The organism is Klebsiella sp. GW_Kp181, assembly GCF_040062315.1.
GTDB classification, from domain to species: Bacteria; Pseudomonadota; Gammaproteobacteria; order Enterobacterales; family Enterobacteriaceae; genus Klebsiella; species Klebsiella oxytoca.
On record NZ_JBEAFR010000004.1, the window covers coordinates 198121 to 223363 of the forward strand.

The 25243-nt window shown below is 56.1% G+C and carries 23 protein-coding genes; 13 read left to right on the forward strand and 10 right to left on the reverse strand.

Going from position 1 to position 25243, the window contains the following annotated elements; genetic code table 11:
* Positions 1-153 precede the first annotated feature (153 nt).
* Together tag and ABLV11_RS05065 are read left to right on the forward strand one after the other, a co-directional pair.
* Positions 154-735 carry a DNA-3-methyladenine glycosylase I gene (gene tag / locus ABLV11_RS05060; RefSeq protein ID WP_004116312.1) on the forward strand — a complete coding sequence of 194 codons (582 nt, stop codon included), beginning with the start codon at positions 154-156 and terminating at the stop codon, positions 733-735.
* A complete protein-coding gene (locus ABLV11_RS05065; RefSeq protein WP_004106753.1) occupies positions 713-1159 on the forward strand; it encodes an N-acetyltransferase in 447 nt (148 codons plus the stop codon). The genes tag and ABLV11_RS05065 overlap by 23 nt, the downstream gene beginning before the upstream one ends.
* Here ABLV11_RS05065 and ABLV11_RS05070 read toward each other — a convergent pair.
* Positions 1122-3452 carry a molybdopterin guanine dinucleotide-containing S/N-oxide reductase gene (locus ABLV11_RS05070; RefSeq protein WP_064343980.1) on the reverse strand — a complete coding sequence of 777 codons (2331 nt, stop codon included), beginning with the start codon at positions 3450-3452 and terminating at the stop codon, positions 1122-1124. The genes ABLV11_RS05065 and ABLV11_RS05070 overlap by 38 nt on opposite strands.
* A gap of 167 nt (positions 3453-3619) precedes the next feature.
* Between ABLV11_RS05070 and ABLV11_RS05075 the strand changes: the two genes are divergently transcribed.
* The 6 genes from ABLV11_RS05075 to ghrB all read left to right on the forward strand — a co-directional run bounded on the left by ABLV11_RS05075 (position 3620) and on the right by ghrB (position 9571).
* Positions 3620-4282, forward strand: coding sequence for an OmpA family lipoprotein (locus tag ABLV11_RS05075; protein WP_004106757.1), 663 nt, complete (start codon positions 3620-3622; stop codon positions 4280-4282).
* A 94-nt stretch (positions 4283-4376) separates the two neighbouring features.
* Complete coding sequence (locus tag ABLV11_RS05080) at positions 4377-5393, forward strand: LacI family DNA-binding transcriptional regulator (protein ID WP_004106759.1); 1017 nt, start codon at positions 4377-4379, stop codon at positions 5391-5393.
* Between the two features lie 108 nt (positions 5394-5501).
* Positions 5502-6251 carry a sugar phosphate isomerase/epimerase gene (locus ABLV11_RS05085; RefSeq protein WP_126488055.1) on the forward strand — a complete coding sequence of 250 codons (750 nt, stop codon included), beginning with the start codon at positions 5502-5504 and terminating at the stop codon, positions 6249-6251.
* A 3-nt stretch (positions 6252-6254) separates the two neighbouring features.
* Entirely contained in the window at positions 6255-7193 is a 939-nt protein-coding gene (locus tag ABLV11_RS05090; RefSeq protein ID WP_017145256.1) for a sugar kinase, read from the forward strand.
* A 101-nt stretch (positions 7194-7294) separates the two neighbouring features.
* On the forward strand, positions 7295-8575 hold the full coding sequence (locus tag ABLV11_RS05095) for an MFS transporter (RefSeq protein WP_004106766.1): 1281 nt from the start codon (positions 7295-7297) through the stop codon (positions 8573-8575).
* Positions 8576-8599: 24 nt separating this feature from the next.
* The gene (gene ghrB / locus ABLV11_RS05100; RefSeq protein WP_348855207.1) at positions 8600-9571 is read left to right on the forward strand and encodes a glyoxylate/hydroxypyruvate reductase GhrB; all 972 of its coding nucleotides are present in this window, start codon (positions 8600-8602) and stop codon (positions 9569-9571) included.
* A 56-nt stretch (positions 9572-9627) separates the two neighbouring features.
* Here ghrB and ABLV11_RS05105 read toward each other — a convergent pair whose 3' ends face one another.
* Entirely contained in the window at positions 9628-10338 is a 711-nt protein-coding gene (locus tag ABLV11_RS05105; protein ID WP_004106769.1) for a DUF3053 domain-containing protein, read from the reverse strand.
* 633 nt (positions 10339-10971) lie between these two features.
* Between ABLV11_RS05105 and ABLV11_RS05110 the strand changes: the two genes are divergently transcribed.
* The 3 genes from ABLV11_RS05110 (at position 10972) to cspA (ending at position 13333) form a co-directional block, all read left to right on the forward strand.
* Positions 10972-12330, forward strand: coding sequence for an MFS transporter (locus tag ABLV11_RS05110; protein ID WP_004106772.1), 1359 nt, complete (start codon positions 10972-10974; stop codon positions 12328-12330).
* 236 nt (positions 12331-12566) lie between these two features.
* Positions 12567-12860 (forward strand): HTH-type transcriptional regulator, encoded by a 294-nt coding sequence (locus ABLV11_RS05115; RefSeq protein ID WP_004106774.1) that lies wholly within the window; start codon positions 12567-12569, stop codon positions 12858-12860.
* 260 nt (positions 12861-13120) lie between these two features.
* Complete coding sequence (gene cspA / locus ABLV11_RS05120) at positions 13121-13333, forward strand: RNA chaperone/antiterminator CspA (RefSeq protein WP_000014594.1); 213 nt, start codon at positions 13121-13123, stop codon at positions 13331-13333.
* A gap of 96 nt (positions 13334-13429) precedes the next feature.
* Here the strand turns inward: cspA and ABLV11_RS05125 are convergent, their stop codons facing one another.
* The 5 genes from ABLV11_RS05125 to ABLV11_RS05145 all read right to left on the reverse strand — a co-directional run bounded on the left by ABLV11_RS05125 (position 13430) and on the right by ABLV11_RS05145 (position 19256).
* Complete coding sequence (locus ABLV11_RS05125) at positions 13430-15049, reverse strand: ATP-binding cassette domain-containing protein (RefSeq protein WP_126488053.1); 1620 nt, start codon at positions 15047-15049, stop codon at positions 13430-13432.
* Between the two features lie 303 nt (positions 15050-15352).
* Positions 15353-15505: a type I toxin-antitoxin system toxin HokA gene (hokA, locus tag ABLV11_RS05130; protein ID WP_047720531.1), complete on the reverse strand. Its 153-nt coding sequence runs from the start codon at positions 15503-15505 to the stop codon at positions 15353-15355.
* 327 nt (positions 15506-15832) lie between these two features.
* Positions 15833-17902 (reverse strand): glycine--tRNA ligase subunit beta, encoded by a 2070-nt coding sequence (gene glyS / locus ABLV11_RS05135; protein ID WP_004106780.1) that lies wholly within the window; start codon positions 17900-17902, stop codon positions 15833-15835.
* Positions 17903-17911: 9 nt separating this feature from the next.
* On the reverse strand, positions 17912-18823 hold the full coding sequence (glyQ, locus tag ABLV11_RS05140) for a glycine--tRNA ligase subunit alpha (protein WP_004106786.1): 912 nt from the start codon (positions 18821-18823) through the stop codon (positions 17912-17914).
* A 127-nt stretch (positions 18824-18950) separates the two neighbouring features.
* Entirely contained in the window at positions 18951-19256 is a 306-nt protein-coding gene (locus ABLV11_RS05145; RefSeq protein WP_004116342.1) for a YsaB family lipoprotein, read from the reverse strand.
* Between the two features lie 180 nt (positions 19257-19436).
* Between ABLV11_RS05145 and ABLV11_RS05150 the strand changes: the two genes are divergently transcribed.
* A complete protein-coding gene (locus ABLV11_RS05150) occupies positions 19437-20432 on the forward strand; it encodes an acyltransferase (protein ID WP_004116344.1) in 996 nt (331 codons plus the stop codon).
* A gap of 2 nt (positions 20433-20434) precedes the next feature.
* Here the strand turns inward: ABLV11_RS05150 and yiaB are convergent, their stop codons facing one another.
* The 3 genes from yiaB to xylA all read right to left on the reverse strand — a co-directional run bounded on the left by yiaB (position 20435) and on the right by xylA (position 23856).
* A complete protein-coding gene (gene yiaB, locus ABLV11_RS05155) occupies positions 20435-20815 on the reverse strand; it encodes an inner membrane protein YiaB (RefSeq protein ID WP_004106793.1) in 381 nt (126 codons plus the stop codon).
* 167 nt (positions 20816-20982) lie between these two features.
* The gene (gene xylB / locus ABLV11_RS05160; protein ID WP_024274806.1) at positions 20983-22437 is read right to left on the reverse strand and encodes a xylulokinase; all 1455 of its coding nucleotides are present in this window, start codon (positions 22435-22437) and stop codon (positions 20983-20985) included.
* 96 nt (positions 22438-22533) lie between these two features.
* Positions 22534-23856, reverse strand: coding sequence for a xylose isomerase (gene xylA / locus ABLV11_RS05165; RefSeq protein WP_017145250.1), 1323 nt, complete (start codon positions 23854-23856; stop codon positions 22534-22536).
* A gap of 374 nt (positions 23857-24230) precedes the next feature.
* On the opposite strand from xylA, the gene xylF reads away from it, so the two are divergent.
* A complete protein-coding gene (xylF, locus tag ABLV11_RS05170) occupies positions 24231-25223 on the forward strand; it encodes a D-xylose ABC transporter substrate-binding protein (protein WP_004106799.1) in 993 nt (330 codons plus the stop codon).
* Positions 25224-25243 lie beyond the last annotated feature (20 nt).

A 25243-nucleotide genomic window follows, 5' to 3' on the forward strand; every position in this document is an offset into this window, starting at 1 on the left:
GACTCCAAAAAGAGCCGAAACGGCAAAGTTGCTGTGTTTTTTTATGGGGTGCCCTATTCCTGCTGTGGGAATAATAACCCTGTATTAACTATTATCTTTATCTTTCAGCCGTCAAGTTGAACGACTGATTTTTATGACAAAAGGGAGAGGCAGATGCAACGTTGCGGATGGGTCAGTCAGGATCCTTTATACATTGAGTATCACGATAGCGAGTGGGGCGTTGCGGAAAAGAATCCTCGTAAGCTGTTTGAGATGATTTGCCTTGAGGGCCAGCAGGCCGGACTATCGTGGATCACCGTGCTGAAAAAGCGTGAAAACTACCGCAACGCTTTTCACCAGTTTGACCCGGTTCGCGTCGCCGCTATGGGTGAAGAAGATATTGAACGTCTGCTTCTCGACGCCGGTATTATTCGCCACCGCGGTAAAATCCAGGCCATCATCGGCAACGCTCGCGCCTTCCTGGCAATGGAAGAAAATGGCGAACCTTTCGCAGATTTCGTCTGGTCGTTCGTCGACAATCAACCGCAGGTGACGACCGCCGCCACGCTGGCGGAGATCCCGACAACCACCCCCGCTTCTGACGCGCTATCGAAAGCGCTGAAAAAACGCGGCTTTAAGTTTGTCGGCTCCACTATCTGCTACTCCTTTATGCAGGCCTGCGGTCTGGTCAATGACCACGTCACCGGCTGTTTCTGTCGCACAGGAGGCCAGGATGATTCGTCACTGGGACGCTAGCGAAACCGGCCCGCTGCTTGAGCTGTGGCTGGAAAGTACGATCCACGCGCACCCGTTTATCGCCGAAAGCTACTGGCATGATAGCCTGGCGATAGTGCGCGACGTTTATCTGCCCGCCGCCCAAACCTGGGTCTGGGAACAGGATGGCATGCTGAAGGGCTTTATCAGCGTAATGGAATCCCGCTTCATCGGCGCGCTGTTCGTTGCGCCGGACGCCGTCAGACAGGGTATCGGCAGCGCGCTAATCAGCGAAGTCAAAAAACACTACGGCTGGCTCAGCCTCGAGGTATATCAGAAAAACGTTCAGGCGGTAAATTTCTACCATGCGCAAGGCTTCCGCATTGAAGACTGCGCATGGCAGGATGAAACCCAGCATCCAACCTGGATTATGCATTGGTCGGCGGATCAAATGCCGTCAGCGTAAGCTCGGGTCCGGTATATTTTTCCAGCCAGGCCAGCGCCGTATTTCCGGCGCAGCCGTTGCCCAGCCGCGAGGTGGGAATATCTTTGGTAAGCACGTTTACCGCACCGTTTTTGCAGATACCCGCCTGAGCGTCGAGATCCGGCCACGCCCCTTCATGCAGGCAGATAACCCCCGGACGGATACCCTCGGTTACCACTGCGCCGGCCAGCACCTGACCGCGTGAATTCCATACCCGCACCAGATCGCCATCGGCAATATTGCGCGCCTGCGCATCCTGCGGATGAAGGGTTAACGGTTCACGGCCCGCCACAGCGTACCGTTCACGCAGCGACGTCTGGTTGAGCTGGCTATGAAGGCGATGCGCCGGATGCGCGGAAAGCACCTGAAGCTGGCCTGCCTGCGCATTGCCGTGCCACTCGTCCGGCTCCAGCCACATAGGATGCGGCGGGCAATCCGCATAAGCAAACCCGGCGATGGTCGGCGAGTGAATTTCAATTTTTCCGCTGGCGGTTTTCAGCGGATTCGCCAGCGGATCGGCCCTGAAGGCGGCAAAGCGGGCGAAACGCGCGTTTTCAGGATTTTCCGGCATTTCAATCAACTGATTGTCCTGCCAGAACTGGGCGAACGGCGGCAGGGAAACCTGCTGCGCCGCGCCGCGCTGGGCGGCAATCTGGTAAAACGTCTCCAGCCACTGCAGATCGTTTTTACCCTCAGTGAAGCGCTCCCGCCCGCCCGCTTCCCAGCGCTCGCTGAGATCGGCGAAGACCTCGAAATCATCGCGCGCTTCATCGCGCGGCGCGACCACCCGCTTCATCGGCACCAGATGCTGGTTACTGTAATCGCCGGTCATCGTCATATCGTTGCGTTCAAATGAGGTTGTCGCAGGCAGGACGATATCGGCATGGCGCGCCGCCGCGGTCCAGAAGCATTCGGAAATCACCACCAGCTCCGGCTTTTGCCAGGCGCGGATCAGGCGATTGGTATCCTGATGATGGGTAAAGTTGGCGCCGCCCGCCCACCAGATAAAGCGGATATCCGGGAAGCGGCGTTCCATACCGTTATGTTGATAAGACGCCCCGGGGTTTTCCAGCGCTTCAACGATGCGCGCGACCGGGATTTTTTCCACTGCATCGGTACCGCCCGCCACGCTGCCCTGCATTGAGGCCAGCACCGCCGCGCGGCGCGTAGGGTTGCCGCCGTTGGCAAAGTGATAGGAGAGGCCAAAGCCTCCGCCCTCGGTGCCGATCTGGCCGAGCATGGCGGCAAGGGTCACCAGCATCCAGTGCTTTTGTTCGCCAAACTGCTGGCGCTGCATTCCCCAGCCGGACATTAACATGGTGGTGTGTTCGTGGAAAAGTTGTGCCAGTTCGCGAATTTTCTCCGCGCTAATGCCGCAGATCGCCGCCGCCCATTCCGCCGTTTTGGCCGTTCCGTCGCTCTCCCCGGTCAGATAGCGGGCGAAAACGTCATAGCCGCTGGTGCAGCGGGCCAAAAACGCGTCATCCTGCCAGCCGTTTTCCACCAGCGTATGGGCGATACCGAGCATCAGCGCCACGTCGGTGCCCATATGCGGGGCGATCCACTCCGCCGCGTCGCCAAAGAATTCCGCCGTTTCCGATCGCATTGGATCGATGCAGATCACCCGCTTCCCGCTCTGACGCAGACGATCGAACCACGGGATGCCCTGCTCATCGGAAGCATTCCAGGCAATTTTTAGCGTATTTAATGGGTTAGCGCTCCACAGCACCACCACATCGCTATGTTCCAGCACCATTGGCCAGCTGGTCTGCTGCTGATAAACCTCATTACCGCCAACCACGTACGGCATGATCGCCTGCGCCGCGCCGGTGGAATAATCGCCCAGATGCCCGGTATAACCGCCCGCCAGGCTCATATAGCGTTGGAGCAGCGTCGCCGCTTTGTGCAGCACGCCGTTAGAACGCCAGCCGTAGGAACCCGCGAAGATGGCGCTCGGGCCATAACTGTCGCGAATGCGTCGATGCTGAGCGTGAATCAGATCCAGCGCCTGCTCCCAGCTCACCCGCACAAACTCGTCCTGCCCGCGCACGCCTTGTGGGCTTTCTGGCGAGGCGAGGAAGCCCTTACGCACCATCGGGTAACGTACCCGAGTTTTGCTGTGCACCTGATCGCGCACGGCAGTTTGCAGGGAGTTGGCGAAAGGCGTATCAAGCGCTCCGCGCGACGAGATGACGTTTTCACCATCGGTTTCGACCAGTATGGGTCCCCAGTGGGCGGCGGTCAGAATAGTTTTGGTGGCAGATGAGGTTGGCAAAACGGGCTCCTGGTCAGCGATAGCAGGTGTAGTGACGACAAGTTATTCAGCCGTTCAATGTTATTTACAAATTGAGATGCTCTCTGCGGAATTTTCTCCGGCTTCGGGCGTCATAATCAACCGTCACGGTCGCTGTGGCAAAGAATAAAAAGGATTAAGGAATTAAGATGAAAAAACGCGTACTCATGATTGCGGCTATCGTTAGCGGCGCACTGGTCATTTCTGGCTGTACCACCAACCCCTACACTGGCGAACGCGAAGCGGGTAAATCCGGGATCGGCGCGGGCATTGGTTCATTGGTCGGCGCAGGCGTCGGCGTGCTCTCCTCTTCCAAACATGACCGCGGCAAAGGCGCGCTGATTGGCGCAGCGGCCGGTGCAGCGCTGGGCGGCGGCATCGGTTACTACATGGACGTGCAGGAAGCGAAGCTGCGCGACAAAATGCAGGGAACCGGCGTAAGCGTGACGCGCAACGGTGACAATATCGTACTGAATATGCCAAACAATGTGACCTTCGACAGCAGCAGCGCCAATCTCAAACCGGCAGGCGCCAATACCCTGACCGGGGTGGCAATGGTGCTCAAAGAGTATGAGAAAACCGCGGTTAACGTGGTTGGCTATACCGACAGTACCGGTAGCCAGGATCTGAATATGCGTCTTTCTCAGCAGCGCGCGGAGAGCGTCGCCAGCGCGCTTATCACCCAGGGCGTAGCGGCCAGTCGCATCCGCACGACCGGCATGGGTCCGGCGAACCCCATCGCCAGCAACAGCACGGCGGAAGGGAAAGCGCAGAACCGCCGCGTGGAAATTACCCTCAGCCCGCTGCAGTAACCTCCCCCTTTGCCCGGTGAATCGCCGGGCAAAATGCTTGATATAGCGGATTTTCGCGCTAAGGTGTGTGCAGATTTCAGCAAAGGAAGCCACCATGGCGAAAGCGGCGCGAGCAACCATTAGCGATGTGGCGAAAGCCGCAAAGACCGGCAAAACCAGCATTTCACGCTATCTGAACGGCGAGAAGCACCTGCTTTCCGACGATTTGCTGGGACGCATTGAAAAAGCCATTGCCGAGCTCGACTATCGTCCCAGCCTGATGGCCCGCGGCCTGAAGCATGGCCGCACCCGACTGATCGGCCTGATCATCGCCGATATTACCAATCCCTACTCCGTCAACGTGCTCAGCGGTATTGAAGCGGCCTGTCGTGAAAAGGGATTCACCCTACTGGTATGTAATACCAACAACGAGCTGGATCAGGAACTGCACTATCTCGACCTGCTGCGCAGCTACCAGGTCGAGGGGATTGTGGTCAACGCCGTCGGGATGCGTGAGGATGGCCTTAACCGCCTGCAGCAGTCGGCGCTGCCGATGGTGCTTATCGACCGCAAGATTCCGGAATTCGCCTGCGATGTCGTCGGCCTCGATAATACCCAGGCCGCCACCACGGCCACCGAACATCTGGTGGAGAAAGGCTTCGAAGCGCTGTTGTTCCTCAGCGAGCCCCTTGGCTCAGTCAATACCCGTCGCGAGCGCCTGAGCGCGTTTCGCCAGACGCTCCAGCGCCATACCGGCATCGTCGCGGAAAACGCCGAAGTGCCGTTGAACGATGGCGCGATGCTGGATAACGTCCTGCGTCATTTCCACTCCCACCATCGCGGCATGCGTAAGGCGGTAATTTCCGCCAACGGCGCGCTGACGCTGCAGGTGGCACGCTCCCTGAAACGCGTTGGCCTGATTTGGGGCAGCGATATCGGCCTGCTGGGCTTCGATGAACTGGAGTGGGCCGAGCTGGCGGGCGTGGGGATTACTACGCTCAAACAGCCGACCTGGCAGATTGGCTTCGCCGCCGTCGAGCAGGTGGTGCGCCGGATTGAAGGCAGCACCGACCCGGTCTGCGAAAGGGTATTTTCCGGAGAGCTGATCGTCAGAGGCTCAACCTCCCGCTAGCGATCCTTCGTGATGGCGATCATAAATCAGACATCCTGGCCTTTGCTTTGGAACCGATACCATCTAGCGTAATAAGCAACGCATCAGATAATCGTCGGGAGTATTGGGATGGTCAGAAAGATTATTGTCGTTACCGCCGCGTACGGGAATGACCACGTTAAAGCGCTGGGCGGGCAGTCCGCCGTCCTGCCGTTTATCGCCGGTTCCGGCGCCGATGGCGTAGAGATCCGCCGCGAACTGTTCACCCCCGATGAACTGTCCCGCCTGGCGGAATTAGCGGCCGACATTGAGCGTCGCGGCCTGCTGGTCTGCTATTCCGCGCCGGAAGCCCTGTTTGCCGCAGACGGCTCGCTCAACCCGCGTCTTAGCGACTTTTTACAGGAAGCGCAAACGCTCAACGCGCTGTGGCTGAAGCTCTCGCTGGGCCACTTTAGCCACCACGATGACCTCGAAGCCCTGCGCGAAATTCTGCAGGAGAGCGGGATGGCGCTGGTGGTGGAAAACGACCAAACCGACTGCGGCCAGCTGGCGCCGATGCAGCGCTTCAAAGCCGCCTGCCGGGTTAATCAGCTGCCGATCACCCTCACCTTTGATATGGGCAACTGGCTATGGGTCGGCGACTCGCCGGAAGAGGCTGCGCGCCACCTGGCCCCGGCCGTTAGCTATATTCATGTTAAGGCGGCTGAGCCGCACCATTCGCAGTTTCGCGCCGTGCCGCCGGATGAGGCCTCCGCACGCTGGCTGGCGCTGCTCAACAACCTGCCCGCCGATGCCCCGCGGGGGATCGAATTTCCGCTGACTGGCCATGACCTGACGGCCGTGACCCGCCGCTACGTCAAGCTGTTACGTGAGGATTAAGTTATGCAAAAACCATTAGATGTCATCACGATAGGCGAAGCTATGGCGATGTTTGTCGCCACCGAAACCGGCGAGCTGGCCGATGTAGAACACTTTATGAAGCGCGTGGCGGGCGCGGAGCTGAACGTCGCGACCGGGCTGGCCCGCCTCGGCTTAAGCGTCGGCTGGGTAAGCCGCGTTGGCGCGGACAGCTTTGGCCGCTTCGTCCTCAATACGCTGGCGAAGGAGGGGATCGACGCCTGCGGCGTGAGCACCGATAGCCGCTACGCTACCGGCTTTCAGCTGAAATCTAAAGTTGAAAATGGAACCGATCCCATCGTGGAATACTTCCGTAAAGGATCCGCCGCCAGCCATCTTTCGCCGGACGACTTTAACGAATCGTACTTCGCCAGCGCCCGCCACCTGCACTTAAGCGGCGTGGCCGCCGCGCTGTCGGAAAGTTCATACGCCCTGCTGGACCGCGCGGCACGCACCATGAAGGCGCAGGGAAAAACCATTTCGTTCGACCCCAATCTGCGGCCGGTGCTGTGGAAAAGCGAAGCCGAAATGGTGGAGAAGCTTAACCAGCTCGCCTTCCAGGCCGACTGGGTTCTGCCGGGTTTAAAAGAAGGCATGATTCTGACCGGCCAGCAAACGCCGGAAGCTATTGCGGATTTTTATCTCCGCCACGGTGTTCGCGCGGTCATCATTAAAACCGGAACCGATGGCGCCTGGTATAAAACCGCCGACGGCGAACAGGGGGCCGTCGCGGCAATAAAAGTGGATAACGTCGTCGATACCGTCGGCGCGGGCGATGGTTTTGCCGTCGGGGTCATCAGCGCCCTGTTAGAAGGAAAACCGCTGCAGCAGGCGGTAAAACGTGGAAATAAAATTGGTTCCCTGGCCATTCAGGTTCAGGGCGATAGCGAAGGCTTACCCACGCGCGAGGCGCTGGGCGAGTAAACAGATTCAGCACAACGTCAGGCCGTTCTGTACCCTACATGCAGCGCGGCGTAACGAATCTTTTCTATGATGAGCGTCACCTCAATTACAGAGGCAAACCTATGAATAGTTCAACGAATGCAACAAAACGCTGGTGGTACATCATGCCTATCGTGTTTATCACGTATAGCCTGGCATACCTCGACCGCGCTAACTTCAGCTTCGCTTCGGCGGCCGGTATTACCGAAGACCTGGGGATCACCAAAGGTATCTCCTCCCTGCTGGGAGCGCTGTTCTTCCTCGGCTACTTCTTCTTTCAGATCCCCGGCGCGATTTACGCCGAACGCCGCAGCGTACGTAAACTGATTTTTATCTGTCTGATCCTGTGGGGTGCCTGCGCCTCGCTGACCGGGATGGTGCACAATATCCCCGCGCTGGCGGCGATTCGTTTTATTCTTGGGGTTGTCGAGGCTGCGGTCATGCCGGCGATGCTGATTTACATCAGCAACTGGTTTACTAAATCTGAACGCTCTCGCGCCAATACCTTCCTGATCCTCGGTAACCCGGTGACGGTGCTGTGGATGTCGGTCGTATCCGGCTATCTCATCCAGGCTTTCGGCTGGCGGGAAATGTTTATTATTGAAGGGGTTCCGGCGGTAATTTGGGCCTTCTGCTGGTGGGTGCTGGTAAAAGATAAACCATCGCAGGTCAACTGGCTGGCGGAAAGTGAAAAAGCCGCGTTACAGGAGCAGCTGGAGCGTGAACAGCAGGGAATCAAACCGGTGCGCAACTACGGCGAAGCCTTCCGCTCGCGCAATGTTATCCTGCTGTGCATGCAGTATTTCGCCTGGAGCATCGGGGTTTACGGTTTCGTTCTGTGGCTGCCGTCCATTATCCGCAGTGGCGGCGAGAATATGGGCATGGTCGAAGTCGGCTGGCTCTCCTCGGTTCCCTATCTGGCGGCGACCATCGCGATGATCGTAGTCTCCTGGGCCTCTGATAAAATGCAGAACCGCAAGCTGTTTGTCTGGCCGCTGCTGCTGATTGCCGCCTTCGCCTTTATTGGTTCCTGGGCCGTTGGCGCCAACCATTTCTGGATCTCGTACACCCTGCTGGTGATTGCCGGCGCGGCGATGTACGCCCCCTACGGGCCGTTCTTCGCCATCATTCCTGAGATGCTGCCGCGCAACGTCGCCGGCGGCGCCATGGCCCTGATTAACAGCATGGGCGCGCTGGGTTCGTTCTTCGGTTCATGGTTTGTCGGTTACCTGAACGGCACCACCGGCAGCCCCGCAGCCTCGTACATTTTCATGGGAGTGGCGCTTTTCGTCTCGGTATGGCTTACTTTGATTGTTAAGCCTGCTAATAATCAAAAACTTCCGCTTGGCGCACGTCACGCCTGAAACCTTAACGCAACGGAGAACCGCATGAAGCCGTCAGTTATTCTCTACAAAACGCTTCCCGACGACCTGCAACAGCGTCTGGAACAACACTTTACCGTCACTCAGGTGAAAAACCTGCGTCCGGAGACCGTTTCGCAGCACGCCGACGCGTTCGCTGAAGCGGTTGGCCTGCTGGGTTCCAGCGAAAAAGTCGATACCGCGTTACTGGAGAAAATGCCCAAGCTTCGTGCGACCTCGACCATTTCCGTCGGTTACGATAACTTCGACGTCGAGGCGCTGAATGCGCGTAAGGTGCTGCTGATGCACACCCCGACCGTGCTGACCGAAACCGTCGCCGATACCGTAATGGCCCTGTTACTGAGCACCGCGCGTCGGGTGGTTGAGGTGGCTAACCGCGTGAAGGCCGGGGAGTGGACCAAAAGCATCGGTCCGGACTGGTTTGGCAACGATGTGCATCATAAAACCCTCGGCATCGTGGGTATGGGGCGTATCGGGATGGCGCTCGCCCAGCGCGCCCACGCGGGCTTCGGTATGCCGATTCTCTACAATGCCCGCCGCCAGCACCCGCAGGCGGAAGAGCGCTTTAACGCCCGCTATTGCGATCTCGATACCCTGCTGCAGGAAGCGGATTTTGTCTGCCTGATCCTACCGCTGACCGACGAGACTTATCATCTGTTCGGCAAAGAACAGTTCGCCAAAATGAAGTCCAGCGCCATCTTTATTAACGCCGGGCGCGGCCCGGTAGTGGACGAAAAGGCGCTGATTGCCGCGCTGCAGGAAGGGGTTATTCACGCCGCCGGACTGGACGTTTTCGAACAAGAGCCGCTGGCGAAAGACTCCCCGCTGCTGACTATGCCGAACGTTGTTGCCGTGCCGCATATTGGCTCCGCAACGCATGAAACCCGCTATAACATGGCGGCCTGCGCGGTGGATAACCTGATTGATGCTCTGAACGGTAAAGTGGAAAAGAACTGCGTGAATCCGCAGGTGAAGTGAGAAGGGGAAAAGAAAACCCGGGCGAAGGTGAAGCCTTGCCCGGGCTATCAGAGCCATTAACGAGTCGCGTTAACAGCTGCCGTCCACGCCTGGTTGAAGGCCTGGTGCTGAGCGGCCAGCGGGCCAATCAGCGTATTGTACTGGCTGGCCTGCTGCGAAGTCGGGAACTGAATACCGTTCGCCGCAAAGCTAACCTGGGATTCTTGCTGAGCAATAAAATCGCCTACCTGCACCAGCTGCTGGGTAAAGACCTGAGCGGCCGGAATAAGCGGCTGTAGCGCATTCGCCGGCGCGGTCACGACTTTATTATACACCTGGTCGAAGACCGGCTTGAGATCGTCCCCCTGCTTCAGCGCGCCGTGAGCGGCATCCGCCTGCATTTTTGCATTCTCCAGCTGCTGGCTCAGTACGCCGAGGGCGCCGTTTGCCTGACGCAGCGGCTCGCGCTGGGTGACATAATCCTGCGGTACGCGGATCGCGTTTACGCTATCCACCACCGGACGCAAACCCGCATCCATCGCCTGGCTTACCTGCTGTGAATAGCCATAAATCACCGCATAATCGGAAACGAAAGGCCCAAACTGTTTTTTCTGATCGGCGGTCAGCGTCGGCAGACGTTCGCCGCTACGCATTGCCGTATTTTGCAGGAAATCGATGAACGCTTTGCGCTGATCGCCTTCTTTATCAAAACACCCACTCAGGCTAACCACCATTAACAGGGCCGCAATAGCCGCAAACCAGCGAGAGCAGGACTTTCCTGTCGCCATTTTTTTACTCCTTTCAGCCAAAAAAAGCGCAAACAGACACACACGTGCCAGACGCTGACAAGGATAGTCCAGGTCGGCCTTGCAGGATACCTTTTCCTCACAATCTTCCTCCCTGAAAGCCGGCTTTTTAGCGTTTTAGCGGCCAGTCGCGTCGGCTGTTAAGTTCATCACAATTACCGCTATCATCCGGCATTCGAGCGAAACGCTTAACTATTTGATTTTACTATTATAAACCTATTCTCTTTTCTGCCCACGTCGCAAAGTGGACGATAATCGCACGCTTCCCTTTTCGCCTGCATTGCCTGAACCGCCGTTCGATGATTTTATTAAATGAGCGATTAACGGCTCTTTGTTCGATAATCGCACAAACAACATCAACGACCGCGAGGGAGATAACAATAATCGATACCCCAAGTAATTCGAGTTGCGGGACAAAGCGGTTAACCGTTTTGAACAGCGCTTGCGCTGGCACCGTAAGGGGCGAGGCCTTAAGCCGCGTAACGCGGCAAGTGAGAGAGTCCCAGGCGCTTACTGGTGTAAGTGACTGGGGTGAACGAGCGAAGCCAACGCACAGGCAACTTGAAGTATGACGGGTATATCTCTGTCCCCCGCTCTGCCTGCCAGGAATGCCGCATGAAGAAAACAACCATCGATATTCAGGCTTTTATCAATGAACATCCCTTCACGAAATACCAGTGGATGATTCTGGCCTTATGTTTTATCACCGTCGCGATGGACGGATTCGATACCGCGATAATCGGCTTTATCGCCTCTGACCTGGTACAGGAATGGGGCGTCGAAAAATCGGCGTTAGGCCCGGTGATGAGCGCCGCCTTAGTCGGGCTCGCCGTCGGCGCGCTGACCGCCGGACCGCTCGCCGATCGCGTTGGGCGCAAAAAAGTTCTGATTTTGTCCATTGTGGTTTTCGGCGGCTTCAGCCTGCTGACCGCCTTTGCTACCAGCCTTAATCAGCTAACGCTGTTGCGTTTTCTCACCGGCCTTGGGCTGGGTGCCGCCATGCCGAACGCCGCGACGCTGATGAGCGAATATGCCCCTGAGCGCCGCAGAGCGCTAATGGTCAATCTGATGTTCGTTGGCTTTCCAATGGGCTCCTCGCTGGGCGGTTTTCTCTCCGCCTGGATGATCCCCCATTACGGCTGGCAAAGCGTGCTGGTGCTCGGTGGCGTAATGCCGCTGCTGCTGGCGGTCGTTTTGATCTTTTTCCTACCGGAATCCGCGCGCTATATGGTGGTCAAACGCCAGCCTGCGCAGCGTATCGCCGCGATCCTGCGCCGCATCGCACCTGTTCCTGAGCAGGCGGAATTTGAGCTACGCGAAGCGGGCCAGGTAAAAGAGAAATCGTCCATCGGCGTGATTTTTTCTCCGCGCTACGCCGTCGGCACCGTGATGCTTTGCCTGACCTACTTTATGGGCCTGCTGATCTTCTATTTACTGACCAGCTGGCTGCCGCTGCTCATCCGCGAAACCGGGGCGACGATGAGCCAGGCCTCCATTATCACCGCGCTGTTCCCGCTGGGTGGCGGCATTGGCGTACTCATTCTCGGCGCGCTGATGGATAAGCTCAATCCAAACAAAGTCGTGGCGGTAGGCTGGCTGCTGACGGGGGTCTTTGTTTGTCTGGTCGGTTTCTCAACCCATAACCTGCTGCTGATGGGGATAATGGTATTTATCGCCGGCAGCATTATGAACGGCGCGCAATCGTCGATGCCGGCGCTAGCTGCTGGCTTCTATCCCACTCAGGGACGCGCAACCGGCGTGGCCTGGATGCTGGGTATTGGCCGCTTTGGCGGCATTCTCGGGGCGTTTAGCGGCGCATTCCTGATGCAGGCCCAGCTCTCTTTCGAAACAATTTTCTCCCTGCTGGCTATCCCGGCATTTCTGTCGGCCATCGCCCTGCTGGTGAAATATAAGCTGGGCCAGCGGCAACCTGCGGCTGCGCCAGGCGAAGTGGAGAAGCTGCAAAAGGCGTAATACACCGGCCAGCGGGCGCGCGCTGGCCATTTCTGCTTTTCTTCTGACCTGTTTACAATAATTTGCTTAACTGCTCTCTCTATTACTTTTCAGCACCTTATAGCGTCTGTAACGGACCAGAAGAACCTCTGGTGATAAATAATTATCAGGGTAATCATTCCAGGGCTTTTTTTCCGACTATTCTTAAGAGGCTCTACATAATTCACCCTCCGCCGTATGAAAGAGAGGAGTCCTCAATGGAATATAAAGATCCTGCATTTGAACTGCTGAGCAACCTTGAACAAATTATTTTTAAAGATCAGGCTCAGGCGGCCTCCCTGACGCGTAAGCCCGCCGCATGCATTGAATTTGACCAGCTACGCAAAGGTACCGGGCTGAAAATAGATGATTTTGCCAACGCCATGGGCGTCAGCGTAGCAATGGTACAAGAGTGGGAGTCAAGACGCGTACGGCCTTCGCCCACGGAGCTTAAGCTGATGCGCCTGATACAGGCCAATCCGCAGCTTTCAAGACAGCTTATTGATTCATAATTTTAGCGTTTATAGATTTCGGCTAGCGGTCCTGCTAAAGGACCGTTTTCAAGCCAACGAAAAAAAAGTTTGCTATCACGACGTGAAAATGCGTTAATGCTCGCAGGTTTGAAGTAAAGACCACAGAGCATTCGAATAGAGCAGTCCTTCAAAGGTTATCCGTTGATACCCCGGTAGTGAACTTTCCCTTTATCGCTTTAAATCTGTAGTCCAGACCGTAACGCCGCAAGGCTCATTTATTTTTTTAAAGGTAATTCACTATGTCCGGTAAAATGACTGGTATCGTAAAATGGTTCAACGCTGACAAAGGGTTTGGCTTCATCACTCCTGACGATGGCTCTAAAGACGTGTTCGTACACTTCTCTGCTATCCAGAACGATGGCTACAAATCTCTGGACGAAGGTCAGAAAGTTTCCTTCACCATCGAAAGCGGCGCTAAAGGCCCGGCAGCTGGCAACGTAACCAGCCTGTAAGCTTAGAAAGCTCAAAATTCTAAGTCCCTGCCATACGGCGGGGATTTTTTTTATTTGCAGCGTAGGCCACCGCCATCGTAAATGGCGGTTTTTCTTTTATAGCCTCTCAAAGCACCAGCCATTTTCCCGCCATGTCAGACTGTGGGTCAGCTTCAGCGCCTGCAAGAAAGCTTCATCATGCGAGACCACCAGCATCGCACCGGGAAACCGGGCCAGCGCTTTTTCAATCGCCTGAGTGGAGGCCAAATCGAGATGATTCGTGGGCTCGTCCAGCAGCAGAAGCTGCGTGGCATCACGCCGCCAGAGTACGCAGGCCAGCGCCGCCTTCAGTCTCTCGCCTCCGCTCAGGGCCGATAGCGGCAGATCGACTTTATCCGCCCCCAGCTGTAGCTGCGCCAGCTGGCTACGCAACGCGCCTTCTTCTAAGGGCGTATCGCCGAGGTTCAGGTGCTTCATAACCGATAATGACAAGTCCAGTTGGGTCAGATGCTGGTCCAGATACGCCGCGTTAACCGATAAGCGGCAGCGTCCAGCGATCGGCAGCTCCAGACCCAGCAGCGTTTTCAGCAACGTGGTTTTACCGCAGCCGTTGGGACCACGCAGCGCCACCCGCATTGGCCCATCCATCCGCCAGCTCAGCGGTGCCAACATCGTATGCGCCAACCGCACCGCATCCAGTTCCAGCACCTGTTTTCCCGGGGCTATCCGGTTGCCAGGTAACGTAAACATCACCGGGCTCTCCTCTTCCACTCTCTCCCGCGCCTGTACTACCGCGTTGTTAAGGGCGCCATTTTGCTGTCGATGCTGGCGCTGCAGGCTGCCGGGACGTTCTTTTGCTGCGCCTTTCCAGGCAACCCGCTCGAATGACGCGATATTTAGCGTATCGACGGTGCGTAACGTTTGCGCGGAACGCCGCTGGCAGGCATCGTGCTCTTTGTGCATCCGCGCGCGGGTACGGCGCCGTTCAGCGACGGCATGATCCAGCGCGGAGCGAGCCGCCTGCTGTTCCAGCTCACGCTGCTGCTGATAATCCGCATAGTTGCCGCCGTAGCGACGCAAAGTCGCAGGCGTCAGCTCAAGGATACGCGGCATGACCGCTAATAACTCCCGGTCATGGCTGGCAATTAGCGCCCCGCCGCGCCATTGCTTAAGCTGCTGATACAGCCACTCGCGTCCCGGACGGTCGAGATGGTTGGTGGGTTCATCAAGCAGAAGAAAATCGGCGCCGGACAGGAATGCCCCGCAAAGCTGCGCCTTCACTCTTTCACCGCCGCTCAGCGAAGGGGCGGGCCGTGCAGGAGAAAATGTACCTAAGCCAGCCGCAAGAAACGCCGTATCCAGACGATCCGGGAGATCCCAAAAACCATCAAGACGTTCAAGATCGTCACTTCGTCCCTCCCCTCGATCAAGGCGAGCGAGAGCAGCGAAAATGGACTCCAGGCCCAGCAATTCCGCCAGCGTCATCTCTGAAGCCCTATCCCGCAGCTGAGCAACGTAGCTCACGGAAACCATGCGCTCGATGTGGCCGCTCGACGGCGTGTCATGGCCCGCCAGCAAGCGTAAAAGCCGGGTTTTACCGACGCCGTTGCGCCCGACAAGGCCGCAAAGAGAGGAGTCCAGCGATAAATTCAGCGGACCAAAAAGGGTATCTCCTGTCGCAAAGTGACAGGTGACCTGATGCAAAATAAAAGAGGGGATCTGGGCACAATGAGCCATAAGCACTCCTGAATGAAATCAATACTTCCCCTGCTCGCCAATAGCGCTAAGCAAGGCATGAGATTCATCAGTCGTGTTTGTTCATTTGGCGCGTGCTCTCCAGTAAGACGAGGGATTCGTCGGGCCATAGGATAGCCACACCCTGATATGAATTTCAAGCCTGTTTTTTCACCGGATGGCAAAACGGTAAAAAAAAGCCTCCTGAAAACAGGAGGCAAATTATTTATTTGATGAAAAAAACAGGGTGCCTTGAGAATGCTTCACGCCGTAAGAATGGCGGAGATCGCTCTCCGCCACCGTCTCTTACGTTTTAATCCCACAGGCTAAGAACGCCACCAGCTCAATATTCCCCTGTCTGATCTGTAATTCACACAGCGAATCACGCACCATCCAGGTAAATAATAAAATAGTGAAGCAAATCACTATTAAGCTAAACAACAGATACTTTTGCGGCATTCCTCGCCTCCCGTGTTGATTTTCAACAGGTAAGAGGCTACTCTTATGGTGTTGATGCATAGGGGAGCCTCACTTTGATTTATCATCAGGTGGGGCTTTTCTCTGTCTGTCTCCCGCTGAACGCCTGAGACAAACAGTCTCAAGCACCCGTCAGCATTCTACCGTAAATATCTGACCAGATTACGTTGGCATATTCCTAAAATAATTCCTGGCAATCAATGCAAATTAAATAAATATTATTCAGAGAATTATTAACGGTTCGTTTATTTATATTCCATGCATAAAAAAACCTGCCCACAGGCAGGTTTTTTATTATTACCCATTCACTTACTGCAGCAGGGAAATATCCGCTACCTGCAGGAACAGATCGCGCAGCTTGGACAGCAGCGTCAGTCGGTTTACGCGCACGTCCTGATCTTCTGCGTTCACCATCACGTTCTCAAAGAACTCATCCACCGGCTCGCGCAGGGACGCCAGCTCAATCAGCGCATCCTGGTAACGCCCTTCGGCGAAGTACGGCTGCAGCTTATCGCGCAGCACGACTAAATTGCCCGCCAGCTTGATCTCGGCCGCTTCTTTCAATACCGAAGCATGGACGATATCGTTCAGCGTAACGTCTGATTTCGCCAGAATGTTAGAAACACGCTTGTTGGCCGCCGCCAGCGCAGAGGACTCTTCAAGGGTACGGAAGTGGGAAACCGCCTTCATACGCGCATCGAAGTCTGCCGGACGGGTCGGACGACGCGCCAGTACCGCCTGAATCGTGTCGACGGTATAGCCTTCATCCTGATACCAGGCGCGGAAGCGCCCCAGCATGAAGTCGATAACATCATCAACGACGTTGCCGTTGGTCAGCTTATCGCCGTACAGACGCACCGCTTCTTCGGTGAGGGTCTGCAGGTCCAGATTGAGGTTCTTCTCAACGATAATACGCAGCACGCCCAGCGCGGCGCGGCGCAGCGCAAACGGGTCCTTATCGCCTTTCGGATGCTGACCGATGCCAAAGATACCCGCCAGGGTGTCCATCTTATCGGCAATCGCAACCGCGCAGGCTACCGGGTTAGACGGCAGGTCATCGCCGGCAAAGCGCGGCTGATACTGCTCGTTCAGGGCAACCGCAACGTCTTCCGCTTCGCCATCATGGCGCGCGTAGTGCATGCCCATCACGCCCTGCGTATCGGTGAACTCGAAGACCATGTTGGTCATCAGGTCGCACTTGGAGAGCAGGCCCGCGCGGGTGGCATGATTCACGTCAGCGCCAATCTGCTCGGCGATCCAGCCGGCCAGCGCCTGAATACGATCGGTCTTATCGCGCAGCGTACCCAGTTGCTGCTGGAACAGGACGGTTTGCAGACGCGGAAGGTTATCTTCCAGACGTTTTTTACGGTCGGTATTGAAGAAGAACTCAGCATCCGCCAGGCGCGGGCGAACCACTTTCTCGTTACCGGAGATAATCTGCTGCGGATCTTTCGACTCAATGTTGGCGACGAAGATGAAGTTCGGCAGCAGCTTGCCCGCGTTGTCGTAAACCGGGAAGTACTTCTGGTCGCCCTTCATGGTGTAAACCAGCGCTTCGGCAGGCACCGCAAGGAATTTCTCTTCGAACTTCGCGGTGAGGACTACCGGCCATTCCACCAGTGAAGTCACCTCTTCCAGCAGACTTTCGCTCAGATCGGCGTTGCCGCCAATTTTACGCGCTGCTTCTTCTGCATCGGCTTTAATTTTGGCTTTACGCTGTTCGTAATCGGCGATGACTTTACCGCGCTCCAGCAGGATCTGCGGATACTGATCGGCATTGTCGATAGTGAACTCAGCCTCGCCCATAAAGCGGTGGCCGCGAATAACGCGATCGGACTGGACGCCCAGAATAGTTGCCGGGATGACTTTGTCGCCCAGCAGCAGGGTCACGGTATGAACCGGACGCACGAAGTGGACGTCAGACGCGCCCCAGCGCATCAGTTTCGGGATCGGCAGCTTCGCCAACGAGGTTGCGATCATGTTTGGCAGCAGCGCTTCGGTGCTCTCGCCTTTCACGTGAGCACGATACAGCAGCCATTCGCCCTTATCGGTCGTCAGACGTTCCGCCTGATCGACGGTGATACCGCAGCCGCGCGCCCAGCCTTCGGCCGCTTTACTCGGGTGGCCGCTGGCGTCAAACGCCTGGGCAATCGCCGGACCGCGTTTTTCGACTTCGCGGTCTGCTTGCGCAGCCGCCAGATTCGCCACTTTCAGCGCCAGACGGCGCGGCGCGGCAAACCATTCAACTTTACCGTGCGCAAGGCCAGCGTTATCCAGCTCTGCGGTCACGTTCGCAGCAAAGGATTCAGCCAGGCTGCGCAGGGCTTTTGGTGGCAGTTCTTCAGTGCCGATTTCCACCAGGAAAGTTTTCTCAGACATGGCCGCCTCTTATTTATTCTTGTTGCACATCGGGAAGCCAAGGGCTTCACGGGAAGCATAGTAAGCTTCAGCCACTGCTTTGGTCAGGGTGCGAATGCGCAGGATATAGCGCTGACGCTCGGTGACGGAGATGGCTTTACGCGCGTCCAGCAGGTTAAAGCTATGGGCGGCTTTGAGAATGCGCTCGTAGGCAGGCAGCGGCAGCGGGTTTTCCAGCGCCAGCAGCTGCTGGGCTTCTTTCTCGTACTGCTCGAAGCAGGAGAACAGGAAGTCCACGTCAGCGTATTCGAAGTTATAGGTGGATTGCTCCACTTCGTTCTGATGGAACACGTCGCCGTAGGTCGTTTTCCCCAGCGGGCCATCGCTCCAGACCAGATCGTAAACGCTGTCGACACCCTGGATATACATCGCCAGACGTTCCAGACCGTAGGTGATCTCGCCGGTAACCGGCTTACACTCCAGACCGCCCACCTGCTGGAAGTAGGTGAACTGCGTGACTTCCATACCGTTCAGCCACACTTCCCAACCCAGACCCCAGGCGCCCAGCGTCGGGTTTTCCCAGTTGTCTTCGACGAAGCGAATGTCGTGGATGGTCGGGTCCATACCCAGCTCTTTCAGCGAGCCAAGGTAGAGCTCCTGGATGTTCTCCGGGGAGGGTTTTATCACTACCTGGAACTGATAGTAGTGCTGTAAGCGGTTCGGGTTTTCACCGTAACGGCCATCGGTCGGGCGACGAGACGGCTGCACGTAGGCGGTCGCCATCGGCTCTGGACCCAATGCGCGTAAGCAGGTCATCGGGTGAGAGGTGCCTGCGCCGACTTCCATGTCCAGTGGTTGAACAATGGTGCAGCCCTGGCGAGCCCAGTAATCCTGTAAGGTCAGGATCAGGCCCTGGAAGGTCCTGGTATCAAACTTTTGCATATGATTTCGTGCTGGATACGTGTGGATTTAAAGGAAGGAGCCAGTATACCCGCTGGCTGCGAGATATACAGTACGAAACGGGGTTGTTTAGGGAAAATTGCGGAAATTAGCGCCAGCGCGGCCGTCGTTAGCGCATCGAAAGATGTAAAAACTGCCCGTCCGGGTCAAAAGAACAGATAAAGCGTTCATTCCGCGCAGTCTTGCCCGAAAGCTCAAAGCTGCCCTGGAACTGTTCGAAATGGCTGACGTCCACCTGGCGCACGCCTGTATTATAACGGACGGCGGCATTATCCTTGCAAAGCTGCTCCATATTGAGGGTGGTCTGCGGCGTTATCCGCGCTTTCTGCGCCTTCTGCGTAGGCTGAGGCGGCGTTGCGCTACAGCCCGCCAGCAGGCACAGCAGTAGTCCAGAAAACGCATATTTCATCACCATTTGTTCTCGACCGCCTTGTTAGTAAATTGTTATCGTGCAGCTTACGTAAAATAACCGGCTCATTGTGCGAATTGGGCCACACCTCGACAAGTCTATGGCGAAAAACTCAGATTATTCCACTGCGACAGGGTCGAATATGGATAGTCAGAGCCAGATGGAGAAGGTGAAACTGAGGTTCTGATGCAGGAAAAAATACACTGGATTACTCATTTGCGCGGCATTGCCTGCCTGATGGTCGTCATGATTCATAGCACTACCTGGTATATTACGCACCCGCACGCGATTAGCCTGCTGGAGTGGGATTTGGCCAATATCCTCAACTCTGCGTCCCGCGTCAGCGTACCGCTATTTTTCATGATTTCAGGCTATCTGTTTTTCGGTGAGCGCAGCGCCCAGCCCCGCCATTTTCTGCGTATCGCGCTATGCATTCTCTTCTACAGCACGCTATCGCTGCTCTATATCACCCTGTTCACCCATATCAACGTTGAGCTGTCGCTGAAGAATTTACTGCAAAAACCGGTGTTCTACCATCTGTGGTTTTTCTTCGCCATCGTCGTGATATATCTGCTTTCGCCGCTGGTGCAGGTTAAACAGGTAAGCGGCAGGATGCTGCTGGCGCTGATGCTGGTACTGGGCATTCTGGCGAACCCCAATATGGTCCAGGTAAAAGCCGGAGGCGTTGAATGGTTGCCGTTCAATCTTTATATCAATGGCGACACGTTTTACTACGTGATGTATGGCGTGCTGGGACGGGCTATCGGCATGCTGGATACCGAGAAAAAATGGCTGACCGCCCTCTGCGCCGCGCTGTTCATCGCCGGCGTGTGGGTAATCTCACGCGGCACGCTGCACGAGCTGCGCTGGCGCGGCGATTTCGGCGATACCTGGTATTTATACTGCGGTCCTGCGGTTTTTGTCTGCGCCATCGCTCTGCTGACGCTGGTAAAAAACACGCTCAATCGGCGTCAGCTGCCGCTTATTGCGCCGATTGCGCGCCATTCTTTAGGGATTTACGGTTTTCATGCACTGATCATTCACGCGCTGCGCGCCAGCGGGCTTGAACTAAGCCGCTGGCCGTTACTGGATATTATCTGGATATTCAGCGCCGCGCTGCTGGGCAGCTTACTGCTCTCGGCTCTGGTTCAGCGGTTTGATAGCCGCCGTTTCGTCAGCTAAGGCTATTCCGTAGGGTCTTGCGGCGCCACGCCCGCCGCCAGTGCTTTATGCGGCAAGGCTGACGCGCCGTACATGCACACAAACCAGGCCGCCACGTAGATGCTTTTCTCATCCCAACCGGCAGGTACAAACCTCGCGCCGACCATTAACAGGCCAAGCGAAAGCAGGAGCACCAGTCGGCATAGCGATACAAACCCGTCGTCATTTCTGCGCTCCTCCTGCATCGTGCGCTGATGGGCCAGCATGGCGAACATCCCCATCACCAGTACGCCGAGGAAATAGCCTTTACCGCTAAATAACGGACAGGTGTGCCAGATCCCCATCAGATACACCAGCGCCCCGATGACCATCAACAGTTTCGGCGCAATATTCTTATTTTTCATGGAGCCTCCCTGCGAAAGATGGCGTCCATTATGTACCGGTAAAGCTTTACTGCTGATGCTTCAGGAAGCAGAAACGACAAATTCGGAATATATAAATACGCAGGACAGATAAATGCGAACAATGCATTCATGGATGTAATTTGCCCTCGTTAACCGAGGGCAAAATATTACGACATCAGCGGTAAAAGCTGCTGATAAATCTGTCGGAATGTCTCCCGACGGGGGGCGTAGCGGGCAAAACGTTCGTCATCAGGGCAGTGGGCCTGCTCCAGCGGGAGCTGCGGCAGCAGATCGGAGAATGCGACGTTTTTATGCAGCGCCAGCTGCGCCAGTCGCGCCGCGCCAAGCGCCGGTCCCACGTCGCCGCCGGTGCGGAAATCAAGCTGCTGACCGCTGATATCCGCCAGCATTTGCCGCCAGTACGCGCTGCGCGCGCCGCCGCCAATCAGCGTCACGCTTTCCGGCTTCACGCCGCAGGAGTGCACCACATCCATGCCATCCGCCAGCGCATAACCGACACCCTCCAGCACCGCCCGCGCCAGCTCCGCCGGACCATGTTGATGAGTCAGGCCAAAAAAGACGCCTTTCGCCTGCGGATTGTTGTGCGGCGTACGTTCACCGGAGAGGTAAGGCAGAAACCAGATAGGATCGGCACTCTCGTTCGCCGACTCCGCCGCCGCAATCAACGCCGGAACCGTGCCAAGGCCGGTTAATGTCGCCGCCCAATCCAGACAGGAAGCCGCGCTCAGCATCACCGACATCAGGTGCCAGCGCCCGGGCAGCGCGTGGCAGAAACTGTGTACGGCGCTTTCCGGCTTACTAAGAAAGCCGTCGCTGACCGCAAAGTAGACGCCCGAGGTCCCCAGCGACAGCATCGCCTGCCCCGCATCCGCCATACCCACGCCAACCGCACCGGCTGCGTTATCGCCGCCGCCGGCTACCACCAGCGCTTCCGGCATATTCCACGACTGCGCAACCGTCGGGCGCAGCGCCCCCGTGACTTCACATCCTTCGAACAGCGTCGGCATGTTGTCGCGGTTCAGACCGCAGGCGGCGAGCATCTCATCGCTCCAGTCCCTTCGCGCTACGTCCATCCACATCGTTCCAGCGGCATCGGACATATCGCTGGCAAACTCGCCGGTCATGCGTAAACGTAGATAATCTTTAGGCAGCAGGACTTTATCAACCCGCTCGAAGATCTCAGGCTCGTGGCGTTGTACCCACAGCAGCTTCGGCGCGGTGAATCCCGGCATCATCAGGTTGCCGGTTATCTGCCGCGAGCGGCTGACTTTCTCTTCCAGCAGCGCGCACTCTTCACCGCAGCGGCCATCATTCCATAAAATCGCCGGGCGCAGGACACGCTGTTGCTTATCCAGCAGCGTCGCGCCGTGCATCTGGCCCGCAATACCTAACGCTTTGACTTCGCGCAGCGAGTGCTGCGCGCCCAGCGCTTTCATCGCGCGGTCCGTCGCCTGCCACCAGTGCTCGGGGTCCTGTTCAGACCATAGAGGGTGCGGACGCGACACGTTGAGCTTTTCAGTATGCGAAGCCACGACCTCGCCCTGCTCATTGAGCAGAATAGCTTTGACGCCCGAGGTGCCCAGATCAATCCCGATATACATACAGCCTCTCCTTACTGACGCGCCACGGCTAAGCGTGGCGCGAATAAAGCATCGGTTATAGCCAATGCCCGGTCCCGCCGGGCATTATCGCCTTCATTAGCGATCAAAAAGGTAGCGGTTTACCACATTTTCCAGCAGTTCCTGATGGCCGCTCTGGTGCTGCGGCGCCAGGTCATGCTGAGTGGCATAGCGAGCAATATCCGCCAGGTTCATCTGGCCTTTCAGGATCTGCTGACCCAGCTCGCCGTTCCAGCCGGCATAACGTTTGGCAACGCGTTTATCCAGCTCGCCGTCTTCAATCATGCGCGCGGCAACTTTCAGCGCCAGCGCCATGGTGTCCATTGCGCCGATATGGCCGTAGAACAGGTCGTATTTATCGGTGCTCTGACGACGCACTTTAGCATCAAAGTTCAGGCCGCCGGTGGTGAAACCACCCGCTTTCAGGATTTCGTACATCACCAGCGCGTTTTCTTCAACGCTGTTCGGGAACTGGTCGGTATCCCAGCCCAGCTGCGGGTCGCCGCGGTTAGCGTCAACGGAACCAAACAGTCCCAGAGCAATGGCAGTCGCAATTTCGTGATGGAACGTATGACCGGCCAGCGTCGCGTGGTTCGCTTCGATGTTCAGTTTGATCTCTTTTTCCAGGCCGAACTGTTTCAGGAAACCATAGACGGTAGAAGCGTCGTAATCATACTGATGTTTGGTTGGCTCCTGCGGTTTGGGTTCAATCAGCAGCGTACCCTGGAAGCCAATCTTGTGCTTGTGCTCAACGACCAGCTGCATAAAGCGGCCAATCTGCTCGCGCTCCTGACGCAGATCGGTATTCAGCAGGGTTTCATAACCTTCACGGCCGCCCCACAGGACATAGTTTTCGCCGCCCAGCTTGTGGGTCGCATCCATTGCGGTGACCACCTGAGTCGCCGCCCAGCTGAACACTTCCGGATCCGGATTGGTTGCCGCCCCGGCGCCATAGCGCGGGTTCGTAAAGCAGTTTGCCGTTCCCCACAGCAGCTTGACGCCGCTCTGCTGCTGTTTTTCCGCCAGCACTTCAACCATTTGCGCAAAGTTGTTGGCATACTCTTTCAGCGATGCCCCTTCAGGGGAAACGTCAACGTCGTGGAAACAGTAGTACGGTACGTTCAGTTTGTGGAAAAACTCAAACGCGACATCCGCTTTGCGTTTCGCCATTTCCAGCGCTTCGCCCGGCTGCTGCCACGGGCGGTTAAAGGAGCCCACGCCAAACATGTCAGCACCATTCCAGCAGAAGGTGTGCCAGTAGCAGGCCGCAAAGCGCAGGTGGTCCTCCATCCGTTTGCCCAGCACCAGTTCATCCGGGTTGTAATGACGGAAAGCCAGTGGGTTAGCGGATGTCGGGCCTTCATAACGAACGCGATCGAGTTGATCAAAATAGGTCTGCATAATGAACTCCATATTCAAGGATGCGGCGAGTAATAAGTCATAAGCCAATATAGAATTCTCTTTTTACTTTCCTCAATTACGTTATTTCACACCGTGATTGAGAGAATCCACAAACGTGCGCCAGGTCGCAAAAACAATAGAACAACGCCCTCACTTCGCTGCTTACGCCACGAGAGATCAATGAAATACGATGAGAACTAATTATTAAAGTACGATCCCGGTCATAAATTAACAAATAAACAAAATTTCATAACGGCAAAATAAGCATAGATAATTGCCAGCGCCCCTTTCCGCGTTAAAAATCTGCTACGTATCAGGCCGTTTATTTTTATCGTTCGTCTTATCCTGCACTTTACAAAAAAGGTGTTATTATTATGAAGATAAAGAACCTTTGCCTAACGCTCTGTGCTTCACTCCTCCTCACCAGCCTGTCGGGCATTGCGAAAGAAGTTAAAATTGGCATGGCGATTGACGACCTGCGTCTTGAGCGCTGGCAAAAAGATCGCGATATTTTTGTCAATAAAGCTGAATCATTAGGTGCAAAAGTATTCGTCCAGTCAGCCAATGGCAACGAAGAAACGCAAATGTCGCAAATCGAAAACATGATTAATCGCGGCGTCGACGTTCTGGTTATTATTCCCTATAACGGTCAAGTGCTGAGTAATGTGATAAAAGAGGCTAAACAGGAGGGAATTAAAGTTCTCGCCTACGATCGTCTCATCAATAATGCCGACATTGATTTTTATATTTCTTTTAATAATGAGAAAGTGGGCGAAATGCAGGCGCAAAGCCTGGTCGATAAAGTGCCTCAGGGTAACTATTTCTTAATGGGCGGCTCGCCCGTTGATAATAACGCCAAGCTTTTCCGCGCCGGCCAAATGAAAGTCCTTAAGCCCTATATTGATGAAGGCAAAATTAAAGTCGTCGGCGATCAGTGGGTTGACGGATGGCTACCTGAAAACGCATTGAAAATTATGGAAAACGCCCTGACCGCCAACAATAACAAAATTGATGCGGTTGTCGCCTCTAACGATGCCACCGCCGGCGGCGCCATTCAGGCCCTGAGCGCCCAGGGGCTCGCAGGCAAAGTGGCGATCTCCGGTCAGGATGCCGACCTCGCCGGCGTGAAGCGCATTATCGCTGGCACCCAAACGATGACCGTCTACAAACCGATCGCCACCCTTGCCACCACCGCGGCGGAGATTGCCGTCGAACTGGGCAATGACAAACAGCCGAAGGCTGACGCCACGCTCAACAACGGCCTGAAAGATGTCCCTTCTCGTCTGCTGACGCCCATTGAAGTCAATAAAGACAACATTGACCAGACGGTGATCAAAGACGGTTTCCATAAAAAAAGCGAGCTGTAATCTCTGACGCCCTCTGCCGG